Below are 17,459 nucleotides of genomic sequence, written 5' to 3'. Positions count from 1 at the left end.
TCGTGAACGAGCGGGAGTTCATCAGTTGGAGCGCACTCGATGTCAAGGACGGCCGGTCAGTACGGCCTGACCGCCGTGTGGACGGTGTGCGCGGCGAGGACGAACACGTCCTGGCGGTGGTGGACGCTCGCCGGGTCACCGGGGTCGAGGAGGCGGTCCAGGGTGGCACGGTCCTCGGCGTCCAGACCGTCGCCGACCGTTTCCCGCAGCCGGCCGAGGGCGGTGACGACATGGGCGCGGGCCCGGTCGGGCACGGGGGCCGGGACGTCGAGCAGGAAGGTGCGGGTGCGGGTGTGCTTCAGGCCGGCCGCGGTGAGCAGCGCCGGCCAGTCCTCGGTCACGGCGACGCTGCCGGGCAGCTCGGCGCGCATGCGGGCGAAGCGGTCCTCCTGCAGCGCGTCGAGCCGCGCCTGCAGACCCGGGCGGCCGAAGCCGATGTCGCGGGGCAGGTGGCGGGCCGGCAGCCCGCCCTCCAGCAGGGCCAGCGTGCCGCCGGGTGCCAGCCGCTCGGCGAAGGCGGCGAGGGCGGCGCGCTGGTCGCCGAGGTGGTGCAGGCTGCGGCTGGCCCACAGCAGGTCGGCGGGGTAGTCGAGGTCGTCCAGGGCCTCGGGCAGGTCCCCGGCCAGGGTGGCGAAGCGGTCGGCGACGCCGGTGCGCTCGGCGCGGGCCTGGGCGCGCTCGAGCAGCGGCGCGGAGCCGTCCGCGGCCAGCACGCGGGCGCCCGGGAACGCCTCGGCGAACAGGCACGACACCACGCCGGGCCCGCTGCCCGCGTCGACGATCAGCCCCGGCTCGGTCACCTCCTTCCCCAGCCAGGCCAGCGCGCGCTCGTACAGGGGCGTGAACAGCTCGGCCTCGGACTCCAGATATGCCGCCATCTCGGCCCAGTCGATGTCGGCGCCGTGGTCGTGGCCGTGGCCGTGCGGGTGGTCATGGTGGTGCTCGTGTGCCATGGTGGTCAGCCTCTCCTCCGGATGCCGCCAGCGTGCGCCGACGCACCGCGCGGCGGCCAGCGCTGTTGCCGGGACGGCAAAAATGAGGTGCGGGCGCGGACCGGTGAAGCCCACCATGACGCGGTGGACGACGAGATGCTGACACGGTTCCTGCGGGACGGGTTCGTGAAGATCGACGGAGCCGTCCCGCCGCGGGTCGCGCGGGACTGCGCGCGGCTGCTGTGGCGGGAGACGGGCTACGAGCCCGACGACCCGGGCACCTGGAAGGACCCGGTGGTGTGGGTGGGCGGGATGGCCCAGGGCCCGTTCGCCGCCGCGGCCAACACCCATGTGCTGCACGAGGCGTTCGACCTGCTGGTGGGGGTGGGCCGCTGGCAGCCCCGGTACTCGCTCGGCACCTTCCCGCTGCGCTTCCCGCACCCGGAGGAGCCGGCCGACGCCGGCTGGCACATCGAGGCGAGCTACCTGCCCGAGGGGGCCGAGCACTACCGCACCAATCTGCTCTCGCAGGACCGGGCGCTGCTGATGCTGTTCCTGTTCAGCGAGGTCACCGAGGCGGACGCGCCGACCCGGATCAGGGTCGGCTCGCACCTCGACGTGCCGGCCGTCCTGCAGCCGTACGGCGAGGCCGGCGCCTCCTTCCTGGAACTGGGCCCGAAAGTGGACGCGGCCTCGGCGCACCGCCCGGTGGCGTACGCGACCGGGCGGCCGGGGGACGTCTATCTGTGCCATCCGTTCCTGGTGCACGCCGCCCAGCCGCACCACGGGACGCGGCCCCGGTTCCTGGCGCAGCCGCCGCTGCACCCGGCGGAGCCGGTGACGCTCCAGCGGCCGGACGGCGACTACTCGGCCGTCGAGTTCGCGATCCGCCGGGGCCTGGGCGAAGAGTCCTGACCCCGGCGGTCGCACTCGGGGCCGGCTCCCCACGGCCGGCCCCGAGCGGTCACTCACCGCGCTACGGCAGCGGCGGGTAGGCGTTCTGCATCAGCTGCTGGAACTGTGCGGAGAACCAGTGCCCGGCCAGCGGCGCGTTCGGCAGCGCGCCCGAGGGGTTGTTGCCGTTGCGCGCGTTGCCTCCGTAGGTCGGGTCGCACATCCGGTCGAAGCCCTTGCCCTCGTCGTTGGAGACGGCGGAGCTGGACCCGTCGGACTCCCCCGGCGGCTTGACCCAGACGTAGGCGTCGATCCCGGCGGCGGGCGCCGCGGTGGGCCGTTCGCCGAGGCCGGCACCGCTCTGGTTGCACCAGTTGCCGACGTGGATGCGCCGGTCGGTGCGGCTGCCGTTGACGTAGTCGTCGACGGAGGTCAGCGGGCCGGGACCGGCCGGGCGGGCGGTGCCGCCCCAGCCGTTGCGGGAGGTGTCGATCAGCATGCCGAGGTTGCTGTTGAACCCGGCCGCGACGAGCTTGTCGCGCAGCCCCTGGGCGAAGGACTGCTCGTCCACGTACTGGTTCCAGTCGACCCACTTCGACTGGCGCACGGTCTGCCCGTTGACGCTGTCGGTGACCTTGAAGTACGGCTCCTTGGTGGGGCTGTAGTTGGCGGTGTTGACGATGAACCCGGTCACGTCGTTCACGCTCGCGCCGTTGGAGGTCGCCGTCCGGTAGAACTCCTGCACGGAGGGGCCGATGTTGGTGTCCCAGCCGAGCCAGCCGTGGTGACCCGCGTCGATGTAGTTGTAGACGTTCGGGATGGCGCCGAGCTTGTCCAGCGCGTAGCCGACGCCCTTCTCGTAATTGCCGTTCGACTTCATGGTCACGCAGGCGTCGGTGGTGGTGTTGGTGCCGCCGGCGTTGGTGACCAGGTTGGGCAGGGAGTCGGGTTCGATGACGGTGGCGATCCGCAGGCCCGCGTACTTCGCGTCGGACAGGATCGAGGCGATGGGGTCGATGTACTGGGTCTTGTACTTGTCGATGTCGTTCGGGCCGAGTTCGCCGTTGGAGGCGAGGGCGGCGCAGTCCCGGCCGGGCAGGTCGTAGATGACCAGCTGGACGACGAGGTCCCCGGATCCCTTCTGCTTCAGCGCCTCGTCGAGGTGAGCGCGCAGGCCCATGCCGCCGTTCACGCCGTTGATGGCGGCGATCCGGTCCAGCCAGACGTAGGTGGGCTGGTTGGCGACACGGCTGCCACCCGGTTCGGCCGCGGCCAGCGACGACCACTCGGGGTTGACGTACACCTTGGCGCCGGCGTAGGGGTTGTCGGCCTTGCCCGACGGGTCGGTGGGGGTGGGCGTCGGGGTGGTCGGGTCGGGGGTCGGCGTGCCGCCTGTGCCGTCGACGTTGCAGGTGACGCCGTCGAGGGTGAAGGTGGCGGGAACCGCGTTGGTGCCGCTGTAGGAGGCCTGGAAGCCGAAGCTCGCCGAACCGCCGGTGGGCAGCGAGCCGTTGTAGGACTCGTTGGCGGCGGTGACGGCGGTGCCGGACTGGGTGACCTTCGCGTTCCAGGCGTTGCCGATCTTCTGGTTGCCGGCGTAGGTCCACTTCAGCGACCAGCCCGACTTGGCGGCGCCGTTGTTGGTGACGGTGACGGCGGCGGTGAAGCCGGTGTCCCACTGGTTCTGCACGGTGTAGCCGACGGTGCAGGCGGGAGCGGCGGCCGCGGCCCCGGCGGGCACGGCCGTCAGCGCGGCCGCTCCGGACCCGGCGGTCAGCGCAAGGGCGGCGATCAGGGACAGTCTCGTACGACTCATGGCTGCGGGTTTCCTTGTCGGTAGCGGGTGTTACGGGTTGAGGGCGCGCAGATGGTCACGCAGCCCGGTGCCGTAAGCGGTGGGGGTGCCGTCGTAGGCGGAGATGAGCGAGGGACCCGAAGAGCAGTCCCAGGTGTTCCAGGTCCAGCCGAGGTAGGACAGGCCGCGGTCGTCGAACCACTTCATGACCCGGTCGACGAAGGAGTGGGCGCAGGTGTTCTCGCCGATCTCCCCGCCGATCAGGGGGACTTGGGCGGCGACCGGGGCGAGTGTGGAGTCCCAGCAGCTCTCACTGGAGCAGGTGTTGAAGTTGTACACGTGGTACGCGGCGGCCAGATTGCCCGCCGGGTCGGCGGGTTTGTACGTCAGCCACTGGCTCAGGTCGTTGGAGTAGGCCAGGCCGCCCAGCATGATCACGTTCTTGGCGCCGGTGGCGCGCACCGCGTCGACCAGGTCCTGCATGCCGGCGACCTGGTAGCCGATCCCCGGGCAGGTGCCGCCGTCCCGCCAGCACTGCCAGGCCTGGGCGATGGTGGACGTGGCACGGTCCGGGTAGGGCTCGTTGAACAGGTCGAGGACGACGGCCGGGTCGTCCTTGAAGGTGCTCGCGACCGACGACCAGAACGACGGTGAGTACTGCGCGTCCGGCATCGGCTTCTGGCAGGTGGCGTGCACGTCGGAGCAGCCCGCCGAGTTGCCGGTGTACTGCCCGTACGTCCAGTGCAGTTCGACGATCGGCGTCATGCCGTGCGCCTTGACCCGGCCCACCAGCTCCTTGACGGCGCTGATGTAGTTGGCGCCCGCGTACTCCGGCTTGACGTTGGCCAGGCCGAGCCAGCACTCCTCGTTGAGGGGGATGCGCACGGCGTCGGCCTTCCAGTCGGCGATCGCCTTGATCGCGGCGTCGTCGACCGGGCCGTCCCAGATGCCGTAGCCCTGGACGCACATGAACTCGCCGCCGGAGCGGTTCACGCCGAGCAGCCGGCGCGCCCTGCCGTCGGCGTCGACGAGCTTGTTGCCCTGGACGTGCAGGGCGGGTGCGCCGCCCCCGGAGGGCGGCGGGTCGGTGGGGCCCGGGTCGGTCGGGCCCGGGGTGGGTTCCGTGTCGACGTTGCAGGCGGTGCCGTTGAGCTTGAAGCCGGCCGGTACGGCGTTGGTGCCGGAGAACCAGCCGAGGAAGCCGGCGCTGACGCTCGCGCCGGTGGCGAGCGAACCGTTCCAGCTCTTGTTGGCCGCGGTGACGGTCGTGCCGGACTGGGACCACTCGGCGTTCCAGCCCTGGGTGACCTTCTGGGTACCGGGGAAGTCGAAGGTGAGCCGCCAACTGCTCAGCGCGGCCGTGTTGTTGGTGATCTTCACGGCGCCCTGGAAGCCGGTGTCCCACTGGCCGGTGACGGAGTACTCCACCGTGCACGCGGGCGCGGCGGCCTGTGCCGTGACGACCGGCACGAGCGCGGTGGTGAGCAGGGCGATCGCGCCGCCGACGGCTAAAAGTGCTGAACGCGGGGGGTGTCTCATCGAGCGACTCCTTGCAGTTCGGGCACGTGCTGGCACACGCGCCGACTGGTGGAACCGCTCCCACTGGTGCGATGGAAGGTAGCGGGAAGTGACGGAGAAGACCAGAGGGGTCACGGGACTTTTCGAAAGGCGGGCCGTCGAACTTTTTCGACTCTTCAAGTCTCTTGACCCTCCGTCAGCCCATCCCCACTATGGGAGCGCTCCCACTGGTTCAAGCCTTGACTTCTCCCGAGCCCGTACACCCCGAGCCGCAAGGAGGAACCAGCACCATGCATCCCCCACCCCGACGCGGACGCAGAGCCGTACGGCGACTGTGGACCGCCGCCGCCGCGGCCTTGGCACTGCCCTTGTCGATGCTGGCGAGCGGCGCGACGACCGCGCACGCTGCCGCACTCCAGTGCAGCGTCGACTACAAGACCAACGACTGGGGCTCCGGCTTCACCGCGGACCTGACGCTCACCAACCGTGGCACCGAGGCCCTCGACGGCTGGACCCTGACGTACAGCTACTCCGGCAACCAGAAGCTGACGAACGGCTGGAACGGCACCTGGAGCCAGTCCGGCCAGACGGTCACCGTCAAGAACGCCTCGTACAACGGCATGATCGCCGCCGGCGCGGGGACCAGCACCGGCGCGCAGTTCACCTACAGCGGCACCAACACCGCGCCGACGTCGTTCGCGGTCAACGGCACACCCTGCACCGGCGCGCACCAGCCACCGGTCGCCGTGCTGACCAGCCCGGCGGCGGGCGCTGTCTACACGCAAGGGGACGCCGTCCCCCTCGCGGCGACCGCGGCCGCGGCGGACAACGCATCCATCGGCAAGGTGGAGTTCTACGACGACACCACGCTGCTGGGCACGGACACGACCGCGCCGTACACGCTCTCCGCCTCCGGCTTGACCGTGGGCAGTCATTCCCTGGTGGCGAAGGCGTACGACAGCCTGGGCGCGTCGGCGTCCTCCACGCCCGTCGGCATCACGGTCGCCGCGGGACCCTCCGTGGTCGCCTCCACCCAGCAGCTGGCGGTGCAGCAGGGCAAGACGGCCTCCTACGAACTGAAGCTGTCGACGCAGCCCAGCTCGAACGTCACGGTCACCACCGCGCGGGCGAGCGGCAACAGCGGCCTGAGCGTCTCCGGCGGCGCCTCGCTCACCTTCACCCCGGCCAACTGGTCCACGCCGCAGAAGGTGACGGTCACCGCGGACGCCTCCGGGACCGGCGCGGCGACCTTCGAGTCCACCGCCCCCGGGCTGGCGAAGGCGTCGGTGACGGTCACGCAGATCGCCGCGGCCAAGGAGTACGACGCCCGCTTCCTGGACCTGTACGGGAAGATCACCAACCCGGCGAACGGCTACTTCTCGCCCGAGGGCATCCCCTACCACTCGGTCGAGACGCTGATCGTGGAAGCCCCCGACCAGGGCCACGAGACGACGTCCGAGGCGTACAGCTACCTGCTGTGGCTCCAGGCGATGTACGGCAAGGTGACGGGCGACTGGTCGAAGTTCAACGGCGCGTGGGACCTCATGGAGAAGTACATGATCCCCACCCACGCCGACCAGCCGACCAACTCCTTCTACAACGCGTCCAAGCCGGCCACCTACGCGCCCGAGTACGACACCCCCGACGAGTACCCGGCGAAGCTGGACACCTCGGTGCCGGTGGGCTCGGACCCGATCGCCGGGGAGCTGAAGAGCGCCTACGGCACGGACGACGTGTACGGCATGCACTGGATCCAGGACGTCGACAACGTCTACGGCTACGGCAACGAGCCCGGCACGTGCGAGGCCGGACCGGCGGCCACCGGCCCGTCGTACATCAACACCTTCCAGCGCGGCCCGCAGGAGTCCGTGTGGGAGACCGTCCCGCAGCCCACCTGCGACGCCTTCAAGTACGGCGGCAAGAACGGCTACCTGGACCTGTTCACCGGCGACTCCTCCTACGCCAAGCAGTGGAAGTACACCGACGCCCCGGACGCCGACGCGCGTGCGGTGCAGGCCGCCTACTGGGCGGACGTGTGGGCCAAGCAGCAGGGCAAGGGCACGGCGGTGTCCGGCACGGTCGCCAAGGCCGCCAAGATGGGCGACTACCTGCGCTACGCGATGTACGACAAGTACTTCAAGAAGATCGGCAACTGCGTCGGTCCGTCCGCCTGCCCGGCCGGCAGCGGCAAGGACGCCTCGCACTACCTGCTGTCCTGGTACTACGCGTGGGGCGGCGCCACCGACACCTCGGCCGGCTGGGCCTGGCGCATCGGCTCCAGCCATGTGCACGGCGGCTACCAGAACCCGCTCGCCGCGTACGCGCTCAGCTCCTACGCCGACCTGAAGCCCAAGTCGGCCACGGGCGCGGGCGACTGGGCCAAGTCCCTCGACCGGCAGCTGGAGTTCTACCGCTGGCTGCAGTCCTCGGAGGGCGGTATCGCGGGCGGCGCGACCAACAGCTGGGCGGGCCGGTACGCCACCCCGCCGGCCGGCACGCCGACCTTCTACGGCATGTACTACGACCCGGCGCCCGTCTACCACGACCCGCCGTCCAACCAGTGGTTCGGGTTCCAGGCGTGGTCGATGGAGCGCGTCGCCGAGTACTACCAGCAGACGGGCAGCACGGCCGCGAAGACGGTCCTCGACAAATGGGTGAAGTGGGCGCTGTCCAAGACCACGGTCAACCCGGACGGCACGTACCTCATCCCCTCCACGCTCCAGTGGACCGGGCAGCCGGACACCTGGAACGCGTCGAGTCCCGGCGCCAACACGGGACTGCACGTCACCGTCACCGACTACACCGACGACGTCGGTGTGGCCGCCGCCTACGCCAAGACCCTGACGTACTACGCCGCCAAGTCCGGTGACACACAGGCGAAGGCGACGGCGAAGGCGCTGCTCGACGGCATGTGGACGAACTACCGGGACGCGCTCGGTGTGGCCGTTCCGGAGACCCGCGCCGACTACAGCCGGTTCGACGACAGCGTGTACGTGCCGAGCGGCTGGAGCGGCACGATGCCGAACGGCGACAGGATCGACTCCGCGTCGACGTTCGCCTCCCTGCGGTCCTTCTACAAGAACGACCCGGCCTGGTCGAAGGTCGAGGCCTATCTGAAGGGCGGCGCGGCGCCCGTGTTCACGTACCACCGGTTCTGGGCCCAGGCGGACATCGCACTCGCCATGGGTTCGTACGCGGAGCTCCTCGAATAGTCCCCGCTCTCCGCGTACACGCCGGGCGGCCCCGACCTCCCTGGGGCCGCCCGGTTCTCTCACGCCCTCCTTCACCGACGAGGAAGGACCCCACCGTGCGAAGAACCCGTATCTGGACGGCCGTAGTGGCGCTGGCCGCCGGGCTGCTGGCCGGGGCCCCGCCCGCGCTCGCCGCCGACGCGCCGACGGCGGAGGCCGCCTACACCTGGAAGAACGTCCGCGTGGACGGCGGCGGCTTCGTGCCCGGCATCGTCTTCAACCGCTCGGAGAAGAACCTCGCCTACGCCCGTACCGACATCGGCGGTGCCTACCGCTGGCAGCAGTCGACGAAGACGTGGACACCGCTGCTGGACTCGGTCGGCTGGGACGACTGGGGCCACACCGGCGTCGTCAGCCTCGCCTCCGACTCCGTCGACCCGGACAAGGTGTACGCCGCGGTCGGCACGTACACCAACGGCTGGGACCCCGGCAACGGGGCCGTGCTGCGCTCCGCCGACCGGGGCGCGACCTGGAAGAAGACCGACCTGCCGTACAAGCTCGGCGGCAACATGCCGGGCCGCGGCATGGGCGAGCGCCTCGCGATCGACCCGCACCGCAACAGTGTGCTCTACCTCGGCGCGCCCGGCGGCAAGGGCCTGTGGCGCTCCACGGACTCGGGCGTCACCTGGTCGCAGGTGACGAACTTCCCCAACGCCGGTAACTACCAGCAGGACCCGGGCGACACCTCGGGATACACGAGCGACAACCAGGGCATCGTCTGGGTCACCTTCGACGAGTCGACCGGCACCGCCGGCAACGCCACGAAGACGATCTACGTGGGCGTGGCCGACAAGGACAACGCGGTGTACCGGTCGGCGGACGCGGGCGCGACCTGGCAGCGGCTGGCCGGGCAGCCCACCGGTCACCTGGCGCACAAGGGCGTCCTGGACGCGGTCGACGGCTACCTCTACCTCGCCTACAGCGACAAGGGCGGCCCGTACGACGGCGGCAAGGGACAGCTGTGGCGGTACGCGACCGCGACCGGCACCTGGACCGACATCAGCCCCGTCGCCGAGGCCGACACCTTCTACGGCTTCAGCGGGCTCACCGTGGACCGGCAGCACCCGGGAACGGTGATGGCGACCGCGTACAGCTCCTGGTGGCCGGACACACAGATCTTCCGCTCGACGGACAGCGGCGCGCACTGGACCACGGCGTGGGACTACACGTCGTACCCGGACCGCGAGAACCGCTACACCATGGACGTGTCCTCCGCCCCCTGGCTGACCTGGGGCGCGAACCCCTCCCCGCCCGAGCAGAGCCCCAAGCTCGGCTGGATGACCGAGGCGCTGGAGATCGACCCGTTCGACTCCGACCGCATGATGTACGGCACCGGAGCGACGATCTACGGCACCGAGGACCTGACGAAGTGGGACAGCGGGACGAAGTTCGCCCTCCGGCCCATGGTGCAGGGCCTGGAGGAGACCGCGGTCAACGACCTCGCCGCTCCCCCGTCCGGCGGCGCCCAGCTGTTCAGCGCCCTCGGTGACATCGGCGGGTTCCGGCACACGGACCTGACGAAGGTGCCGTCGATGATGTACACCGCGCCGAACTTCACGACCACCACCAGCCTCGACTTCGCCGAGACGAACCCCGACACGGTGGTGCGGGTCGGCGACCTCGACTCCGGTCCGCACATCGCCTTCTCCACGGACAACGGGGCCACCTGGTCCGGCGGCACCGACCCGTCGGGGGTGAGCGGCGGCGGCACGGTGGCCGCCGCGGCGGACGGCAGCCGGTTCGTGTGGAGCCCGCAGGGCACCGGCGTGCAGCACTCGACGGGCTTCGGCACGTCGTGGTCGGCGTCGGCCGGCCTCCCGGCGGGCGCGGTCGTCGAGTCCGACCGGGTCGATCCGAAGAGCTTCTACGGCTTCAAGTCCGGCCGCTTCTACGTCAGTTCCGATGGCGGAGCGACCTTCACCGCGTCCCCCGCGACGGGCCTGCCCAGCGGTGACAGCGTGCGCTTCAAGGCGCTGCCCGGCACCAAGGGCGACATCTGGCTGGCCGGTGGGGCGAGCGACGGCGCGTACGGACTGTGGCACTCCACCGACGGCGGCGCGACCTTCACGAAGCTGAGCGGTGTGGAACAGGCCGACACCGTCGGCTTCGGCAAGGCGGCGCCGGGAGCGTCGTACCAGACCCTCTACACCAGCGCGAAGATCGGCGGGGTGCGCGGCATCTTCCGCTCCACGGACAAGGGCGCGAGCTGGACGCGGATCAACGACGACGCCCACCAGTGGGGCTGGACGGGCGCGGCCATCACGGGCGATCCGCGGGTGTACGGCCGGGTGTACGTCTCCACCAACGGCCGGGGCATCGTCTACGGCGACGTCTCCGGCACCGGGGGCGGTACGGATCCGGCTCCCGCGGGCGGGTGCGCGGTGACGTACCGGATCACCAACCAGTGGTCGGGCGGCTTCCAGGCCGACGTACAGCTGACCAACAGCGGGACGACCACCTGGAACGGCTGGTCGCTCGGCTGGGCCTTCGACGACGGCCAGCAGATCACCCAGCTGTGGAACGCCGACCACACCCAGTCCGGCGCGTCCGTGACCGCGAAGAACACCGCCTGGAACGGAACGGTCGCGGCAGGCTCGTCCGTGAGCTTCGGCTTCACGGGCAGCTGGTCGGGGCGGAACACGGCACCGACGGTGTTCCAACTGGGCGGCCTGAGCTGCGGCTTGAGGTGAGCGAGGGGGGCGCGCAGGCGGCCGGACTCGTCGCCGGGAGATGCCACGCTTCTCCGGACTCGTGCGCCCCGCCGCGCGCTCTTGTGGACGCGCTCGACTCCCCCGACCTTGGTGCGTAGGTGTAGTTGCTTCACGACGACGGGAGAAATCTTTGCGGCGTTGGTGGAACGACACGGCAGGCCGGCTGTCGGTGGCGCTGGCGGTGCTTTTCGAGCGGTTGGCAGGACGGGAGGCCACGCGGCGGGTCCGGTTGCGGCGGAACGAGGCGCTGCGGCGGGCGCACCAGCGCGGTGTGCCGGTGGAGGTGCTGGCGGCGCGACTGGGCCTGACGCCGGCGTGGGTTCGATCTGTGATCCGCAACCCGGAGAAGGCCGCACTCGAAGAAGCGGCGTAGCGCGGGAGGCGGTTCGAACAAGAAGCCCCCGACCGGCGTCACCCGGCGGTCGGGGGCTTCTGGGCTCCGGCTGAGAATGCGCTCAGGCACCTCGGCGCGTCGGCCTTCGAGTTGCGGATTCCTCGGTGGCCCCTTGGTGCGCGGGCCCTCTCACGGCGCGTAGACGGCCGGCCGCGGCGGCGTCGGCATGCCGTTGCCGAGGAAGAAGCTCGGGTGCGGCGGCTGGTTGTACGCGGTGTTCTGCCACGCCAGGCCCGTGCGGTACTGGGTGTCGTGCAGCAGGGTGGTGATGCGGGTGGCCGTCGGGTAAGGGGTGGAGTAGATCCGCAGGGCCGTGTTGTCGGCGGTCGGCCAGACGACCTCCTCGCGCCAGTCGCCGAGGATGTCCCCGGACAGGGACGGCGTGGCCTTCGTGCCGTTGTTCGCGCGCACCGACGCGCCGGTCAGCAGGCGGGTGTCGGCGGAGGTGCCGTACTTGTCGACGTGGGTGCCGTCGAGGAGTTCGCGGACCGGGTCGCCGTCCCACCAGGACAGGAAGTTGGCGGAACCCGGTTTGCGGCTCGCCACCACCGCGCCCCGGGGATCGCGGAGCCCGCTCTCGGCGGACGACCAGGACTCGGCGCCCGCGCTGCCGGCCCAGATGTCGTCGGAGACGCCGCGGCCGTTGTCACCGTTGGGCGGGGTGGACCACAGGATCTGGCCGGTGCGGGCGTCCGCCATCCAGGACGAGGGCTTCGAGCCGTCCTCGTCGACCTTGAACTCCTCCAGGCCCGGCCGGGACGGGTCGAGGTCGCCGACGTGCATCGCGTCGCCATGGCCGTTCCTCGTGGTCCACAGGCCGGCGCCGTTGTCGTCGACCGCCATCGAGCCGTAGACGATCTCGTCGCGGCCGTCGCCGTCGACGTCCGCCACGGACAGCTGGTGGTTGCCCTGCCCGTCGTAGCCCTTGCCGCTGTTGGTTGAGGAGGCGGTGTCGAAGGTCCAGCGGCGGGTGAAGGCACCGCCCCGCCAGTCCCAGGCGGTGATGACGGTGCGGGTGTAGTAGCCGCGCGCCGTGATCAGGGAGGGCCGGGAGCCGTCGAGATAGGCGGTGCCGGCCAGGAAGCGGTCGACGCGGTTGCCGTAGGAGTCGCCCCAGGAGGACACCGTGCCGCGGGCGGGCACATAGTCCACGGACTGCAGGGCCCGGCCCGTCCGGCCGTCGAACATGGTCAGATACTCGGGGCCGGACAGCACATGGCCGGAAGGATTGCGGTAGTCGGCCGCGGGGTCGCCGACGACCGTGCCGGTGCCGTCCTTCGTGCCGTCGGCGGTCTTCATGGCGACCTCGGCGCGTCCGTCGCCGTCGTAGTCGTACACCTGGAACTGCGTGTAATGCGCGCCGGAGCGGATGTTGCGGCCCAGGTCGACGCGCCACAGGCGGGTGCCGTCCAGCTTCACCGCGTCGACGATCGTGGTGCCGGTGTAGCCGGACTGCGAGTTGTCCTTGGCGTCGGTGGGCTGCCACTTGAGGACGAAGTCGAGGACGCCGTCGCCGTCGAGGTCGCCGACGGAGGCGTCGTTGGCCTCGTAGGTGTAGGCCACTTTGTCGGGGGTGGTGCCGCCCGGCGGCGGGGAGAGCGGCACGTCCTTGTAGCCGGTGCGGAACTGGATCGCGTGCACGGCCTCGCCGGTCTCGGCGCCGTTCACGACGGGCCGGACGACGTAGTCGGCGGAGGATTCGGCACCGGAGTGGAACCAGTTCGTGGCCGTGACCGGTGACGCGGTGAGCTTGGTGGCGCCGCGGTAGACGTTGAACGCCACGCCGTCCGGGTCGGTGCCCAGCCAGCGCCAGCTGACCAGGTTGCCGCCGGCGGTGTGGACGCTGACCACACCGCGGTCCAGCTTCTCGACCTGCCGCGCGGTGGCGGCCCGGGCCTCGCCCGAGGCGACCGAGGTGAGGGCGGCGCCGGAGAGCGCGGCCGTGGCGGTCAGCGCGGCCAGGACGGCGGCGGTACGGCGTCTGCGGTGCCGGGTGCGCGAGTGCGGGTGCGGGTGGCCCATACGGCCCTCCTACGGGGGGAGCGGACAGGTGGCACCCGCTGGTCGCCGCCGGCGAAGGGAAGGTTGCCGGGTCTACGCCGGCTTGCGGAACGCGCGCAGCGTGAACTCCGGGTCAGGGCGGGGCCGGTCCTGGTCCGGCAGCTCGGCCAGCCGGGCCGCGTAGCGCTCGGTGAGCGGCCGTCCGGGCGGCAGCGTGACGAACCAGCCGCGACGCAGGTCGGCGATCGTACGCCGCGGACTACGGCCCTGACCGCGTCCGGTGAACCGGGCCCGGCCTGCCGGGACCAGACCGTGCTCGACGGCGTACTTCTCGACCTGGTCGGAGGCGTCGCGGGCCTCGCTGGGCGGCCGGGAGGCGAGGACGGCGTCGATGTCGCTGCCCACGTTGTGCGCGGCGGCCTTGTCGACCGTGGTGACGTACACGCCGCCGGGTGCGAGGACCCGGGCGCACTCGGCGACGACGGCGCGCACGTCCTCGGGTGTGTCCAGCAGGTGCAGCAGCCATACGCCGGCGACCGCGTCGAACGCGGCGCGCGCGAAGGGCAGGCGCCGCGTGTCGGCGCGTATGACGGCACCCGGCAGACGGGCGGCCGCGTGCCGGGTCATGGTGTGCGCCAGGTCGGCGCCGATGACGGCGAGGTCCGGGCGGGCGGCGGACAGCCGGCGTGTGACGATGCCGGTGCCGCAGGCGACGTCGAGCATCCGGCGCGCGGTCGGCGGTACGAGACTCAGCACGGCGTCCGCCGCCGCGGCCGCCCGGGGTTCGCCGCCGCGCAGGGCGTCGTAGCGCTCCGCTTCCTTGTCGTAGTCCAGCACCACCCGCTCCCCCCTCGTCCGCGTGTGTGCCGGTCAGTCGGCCCCGTGGCCTGCGGCCAGGTCCTGGACGCGGCGCGCCAGCTCGAAGTCGAGCGCGGTGACCGCGCCGCCGGCGCTGTGTGTGCTCACCGTGAGGGAGACGGTGTTGTAGCCGAGGGTCAGGTCGGAGTGGTGGTTCAGCTCGTCCTGCACCTGGGCGATGTGGATGACCATCGCGGTCGCCGCGAAGTGGGAGGCCAGCCGGTAGGAGCGGGCGAGGCGGTCCCCGTCGAGGGACCAGCCGGGCAGCTCCGCCAGCCGGTCCTCGATCTCCTTCTGCGACAGCGGTTCGACGGCCATGCCTCGCTCCCTTCAGCTGTGTCGCGTACGCGTCCAGCCTGCCACAACGCGGCGCGGCGAGCGCCGGTCGACGCGGTGCGTCCGGCGAACTCCACCGCGCAGCCGAGTGCGTCCCCGAGCGCCCCGCCCCGGCGGACCTCGGCTACCGTCGTCCCCATGACCCCTGTCGCCTCCGGCACCACCGTCTCCCCCAGCGCCCCCGCCGGCCAGGGCATCGGCCCGCTGCTGCGGGCCTGGCGGGTACGGCGGCGGATCAGTCAGCTGGAGCTGGCGCTGCGCGCAGACTCCTCCGCCCGGCACATCTCCTTCGTCGAGACCGGCCGCTCCAAGCCGAGCGAGGAGATGGTGCTGCGGCTGGCGGAGCACTTGGAGGTGCCGGTGCGCGAGCGCAACGCGCTGCTGCTGGCGGCCGGTTACGCGCCCCGCTACCCGGAGACCGCGCTGGACGATCCGGCGCTGGACGCGCTGTGGGACGGCATGGAGCGGCTGATCCGCGGCTACGAGCCGTACCCGGCGCTGGTGCTGGACGGGCTGTACCGGGTGCGGGCGGCGAACCGGGGTGTCGCGATGTTCTTGGAGGGCGTGCCGGAGTGGCTGCTGCAACCCCCGCTGAACGCGATGCGGTTGACGCTGCACCCCGAGGGCATGGCGCCGCGCATCCGGAACCTGCGGGAGTGGCGCGGGCATCTGCTGGAGCAGATGCAGCGGCAGATCGCCCTGCAGCGCTCCGAGGAACTGCGCGCGCTGTACGAGGAGGTGGCGGCCTACCCGGTGCCGCGAGAGGCGCCGGACAGCGAACCCGAGGAGCCCTACCCGTATTTCGCGCTGCCGTTGCGCTTCGAGCACGAGGGCCGGGTGCTGTCGTTCATCTCGTCGATCTCCACCTTCAACACGCCGATGGACGTCACGGTCGCCGAGCTGGCCATCGAGACGTTCCTGCCGGCCGACCCGGCGACCGTGAAGTACCTGCACTCGCTGGGGACCTGACCGGCAAAACCCCGCACCTGGCGGCCCGTCGGCGTCTCGCGCGTGACAGACTGGCCGGTGTGCTTCGGCTGCTTCGGCGCGTAGGGGAGGCGTGGGGTGAGTGAGCGGCGGCCCGCGCCCACGGTGGGCCAGGTGGTGCTCGGCAGGCGGTTGCAGGAGCTGCGGGAGGCGGCCGGTCTCGAACGCGAGGAGGCCGCGCAAGTGCTGCGGGTGGCCCCGGCGACCGTGCGGCGGATGGAGACGGCCGAGGTCGCGCTGAAGATCCCGTATGTGCAGGTGCTGCTGCAGACGTACGGCGTCGGTGCGACGGAGGTCACCGAGTTCGTGGCGCTGGCCGAGGAGGCCAACCGGCCCGGCTGGTGGCAGCGCTTCCACGATGTGCTGCCGGACTGGTTCAGCCTGTTCGTCAGCCTGGAGGGTGCGGCGCGGCTGATGCGCTCCTACGAGCCGCACTTCGTGCCGGGCCTGCTGCAGACGGAGGGCTACGCGCGTGCCGTGCTGGAGTCCGGCACGATCGGGCGGCGCAGCCCTCAGGCCACGGAGCGGCATGTGACGCTGCGCATGGAGCGGCAGCGGCTGCTGGAGAGCCCGGACGCCCCCCGTCTGTGGGTGGTCATGGACGAGACGGTGCTGCTGCGCCCGGTCGGCCACGACCCGGCGGTCATGCGGGAGCAATGGGAGAAGCTGCTGGAGTTCGGCGAGCGCGACAAGGTCACGCTGCAGGTCGCCGAGTTCGCCTCCGGCCCGCACCCGGGGGCGTACGCGCCGTTCTCCCTGTTCCGCTTCGCGGAGCCGGAGCTGCCCGACATGGTGGTCTCCGAGTACCTCAGCGGCGCGCTGTACCTGGACTCCCGCTCGGAGGTGTCGGTGCATCTGGAGGTGCTCGACCATCTGACGACGCACGCCGCGTCGGCCGAGCGCACGAAGAAGATCCTCACGCACCACCGTGACCGACTGAGCTAGGAGAGCCCCGAGCATGACCGGATCCGACACCGCGGCGTCCCGCATCGACACCAGCCGCCCGCACCCGGCCCGGGTGTACGACTGGTGGCTGGGCGGCAAGGACAACTACCCGGTGGACGAGGAACTGGCCCGCCGGATCCTCGCCGTCGACGGCACCGTGGTGCGCGGCGCCCGCGCCAATCGCCGGTTCATGCACCGGGCCGTGCGCGCGGTGGCCGAGGCGGGCGTCCGCCAGTTCCTGGACATCGGCACCGGCATCCCGACCGAGCCCAACCTGCACCAGGTCGCGCAGGGCGTGGCTCCGGAGGCGAAGGTGGTGTACGCGGACAATGACCCGATCGTGCTGCGGCACGCCGAGGCGCTGCTGCGCGGCACGGCGGAGGGCTCCACGGACTATGTGCACGCCGACGTCCGCGACGTGGACACCCTGCTCGCCCGGGCCGCCGAGTCGCTGGACCTGGACCGGCCGGTCGCGCTGTCGCTGGTCGCCCTCACCCACTACCTGAGCGCGGACCCCGCCGGGGACGACGTCCACGGCCTGGTCAAGCGGTACGTCGACGCGCTCCCCCCGGGCAGCCATCTGATCCTGTCCCAGGTCACCCCGGACCTGAACCCGGAGGCGATCGAGAAGGCCGCCGAGAACTTCCGGCGCAGCGGCACCCCGTTCTTCCCGCGCCCGCTCGCCGAGTTCTCCCGATTCTTCGACGGGCTGGAGCTGCTGGGCCCGGGGGTGATCCCGGTGACCGGCTGGCGCCCGGAGCCGGTGGACGTGGCCGCCCAGGCGGAGGGCATCGTCCCGGTGTACGCGGGGGTCGCCCGCAAGCCCTGACGGATGCG

The 17,459-nt window shown here is 71.4% G+C and carries 13 protein-coding genes; 7 read left to right on the top strand and 6 right to left on the bottom strand.

The features are described from left to right. Window positions 1-56: 56 nt before the first annotated feature. Window positions 57-953: a class I SAM-dependent methyltransferase gene (locus ACF1GV_RS10350; protein WP_391679148.1), complete on the bottom strand. Its 897-nt coding sequence runs from the start codon at window positions 951-953 to the stop codon at window positions 57-59. Between the two features lie 135 nt (window positions 954-1,088). Here ACF1GV_RS10350 and ACF1GV_RS10345 point away from each other — a divergent pair, with 135 nt between their 5' ends. Further along, the gene (locus ACF1GV_RS10345) at window positions 1,089-1,847 is read left to right on the top strand and encodes a phytanoyl-CoA dioxygenase family protein (protein WP_391679628.1); all 759 of its coding nucleotides are present in this window, start codon (window positions 1,089-1,091) and stop codon (window positions 1,845-1,847) included. Window positions 1,848-1,908: 61 nt separating this feature from the next. Here the strand turns inward: ACF1GV_RS10345 and ACF1GV_RS10340 are convergent, their stop codons facing one another. Continuing rightward, the gene (locus ACF1GV_RS10340) at window positions 1,909-3,642 is read right to left on the bottom strand and encodes a glycoside hydrolase family 6 protein (RefSeq protein WP_391679150.1); all 1,734 of its coding nucleotides are present in this window, start codon (window positions 3,640-3,642) and stop codon (window positions 1,909-1,911) included. Window positions 3,643-3,672: 30 nt separating this feature from the next. Next, the gene (locus tag ACF1GV_RS10335; RefSeq protein ID WP_391679152.1) at window positions 3,673-5,160 is read right to left on the bottom strand and encodes a cellulase family glycosylhydrolase; all 1,488 of its coding nucleotides are present in this window, start codon (window positions 5,158-5,160) and stop codon (window positions 3,673-3,675) included. Between the two features lie 269 nt (window positions 5,161-5,429). Here ACF1GV_RS10335 and ACF1GV_RS10330 point away from each other — a divergent pair, with 269 nt between their 5' ends. The 3 genes from ACF1GV_RS10330 to ACF1GV_RS10320 all read left to right on the top strand — a co-directional run bounded on the left by ACF1GV_RS10330 (window position 5,430) and on the right by ACF1GV_RS10320 (window position 11,474). Then, a complete protein-coding gene (locus tag ACF1GV_RS10330; protein WP_391679154.1) occupies window positions 5,430-8,351 on the top strand; it encodes a glycoside hydrolase family 48 protein in 2,922 nt (973 codons plus the stop codon). A gap of 95 nt (window positions 8,352-8,446) precedes the next feature. Beyond that, the gene (locus ACF1GV_RS10325; protein WP_391679156.1) at window positions 8,447-11,080 is read left to right on the top strand and encodes a cellulose binding domain-containing protein; all 2,634 of its coding nucleotides are present in this window, start codon (window positions 8,447-8,449) and stop codon (window positions 11,078-11,080) included. A gap of 151 nt (window positions 11,081-11,231) precedes the next feature. After that, window positions 11,232-11,474 carry a hypothetical protein gene (locus ACF1GV_RS10320; protein WP_391679158.1) on the top strand — a complete coding sequence of 81 codons (243 nt, stop codon included), beginning with the start codon at window positions 11,232-11,234 and terminating at the stop codon, window positions 11,472-11,474. Between the two features lie 150 nt (window positions 11,475-11,624). On the opposite strand, the gene ACF1GV_RS10315 is transcribed toward ACF1GV_RS10320, so the two are convergent. The 3 genes from ACF1GV_RS10315 to ACF1GV_RS10305 form a co-directional block, all read right to left on the bottom strand. Further along, window positions 11,625-13,517, bottom strand: coding sequence for a rhamnogalacturonan lyase (locus tag ACF1GV_RS10315; RefSeq protein ID WP_391679159.1), 1,893 nt, complete (start codon window positions 13,515-13,517; stop codon window positions 11,625-11,627). Window positions 13,518-13,589: 72 nt separating this feature from the next. Beyond that, window positions 13,590-14,333, bottom strand: a complete 744-nt coding sequence (locus tag ACF1GV_RS10310) for a class I SAM-dependent methyltransferase (protein WP_391679161.1) — start codon at window positions 14,331-14,333, stop codon at window positions 13,590-13,592. Window positions 14,334-14,366: 33 nt separating this feature from the next. Next, the gene (locus ACF1GV_RS10305) at window positions 14,367-14,672 is read right to left on the bottom strand and encodes a 4a-hydroxytetrahydrobiopterin dehydratase (protein ID WP_363261896.1); all 306 of its coding nucleotides are present in this window, start codon (window positions 14,670-14,672) and stop codon (window positions 14,367-14,369) included. A 156-nt stretch (window positions 14,673-14,828) separates the two neighbouring features. On the opposite strand from ACF1GV_RS10305, the gene ACF1GV_RS10300 reads away from it, so the two are divergent. From ACF1GV_RS10300 to ACF1GV_RS10290, 3 genes are all read left to right on the top strand, one after another. Then, entirely contained in the window at window positions 14,829-15,659 is an 831-nt protein-coding gene (locus ACF1GV_RS10300; RefSeq protein ID WP_391679164.1) for a helix-turn-helix domain-containing protein, read from the top strand. Between the two features lie 96 nt (window positions 15,660-15,755). Beyond that, the gene (locus ACF1GV_RS10295) at window positions 15,756-16,622 is read left to right on the top strand and encodes a helix-turn-helix domain-containing protein (RefSeq protein WP_391679166.1); all 867 of its coding nucleotides are present in this window, start codon (window positions 15,756-15,758) and stop codon (window positions 16,620-16,622) included. A gap of 13 nt (window positions 16,623-16,635) precedes the next feature. After that, on the top strand, window positions 16,636-17,451 hold the full coding sequence (locus tag ACF1GV_RS10290) for an SAM-dependent methyltransferase (protein WP_391679167.1): 816 nt from the start codon (window positions 16,636-16,638) through the stop codon (window positions 17,449-17,451). Window positions 17,452-17,459 lie beyond the last annotated feature (8 nt).

The organism is Streptomyces sp. NPDC014006, assembly GCF_043088925.1.
Classification (GTDB): domain Bacteria; phylum Actinomycetota; class Actinomycetes; order Streptomycetales; family Streptomycetaceae; genus Streptomyces.
Note: the sequence above shows the minus strand (reverse complement) of the source record. Positions and strands in the feature narration are given on the sequence as shown.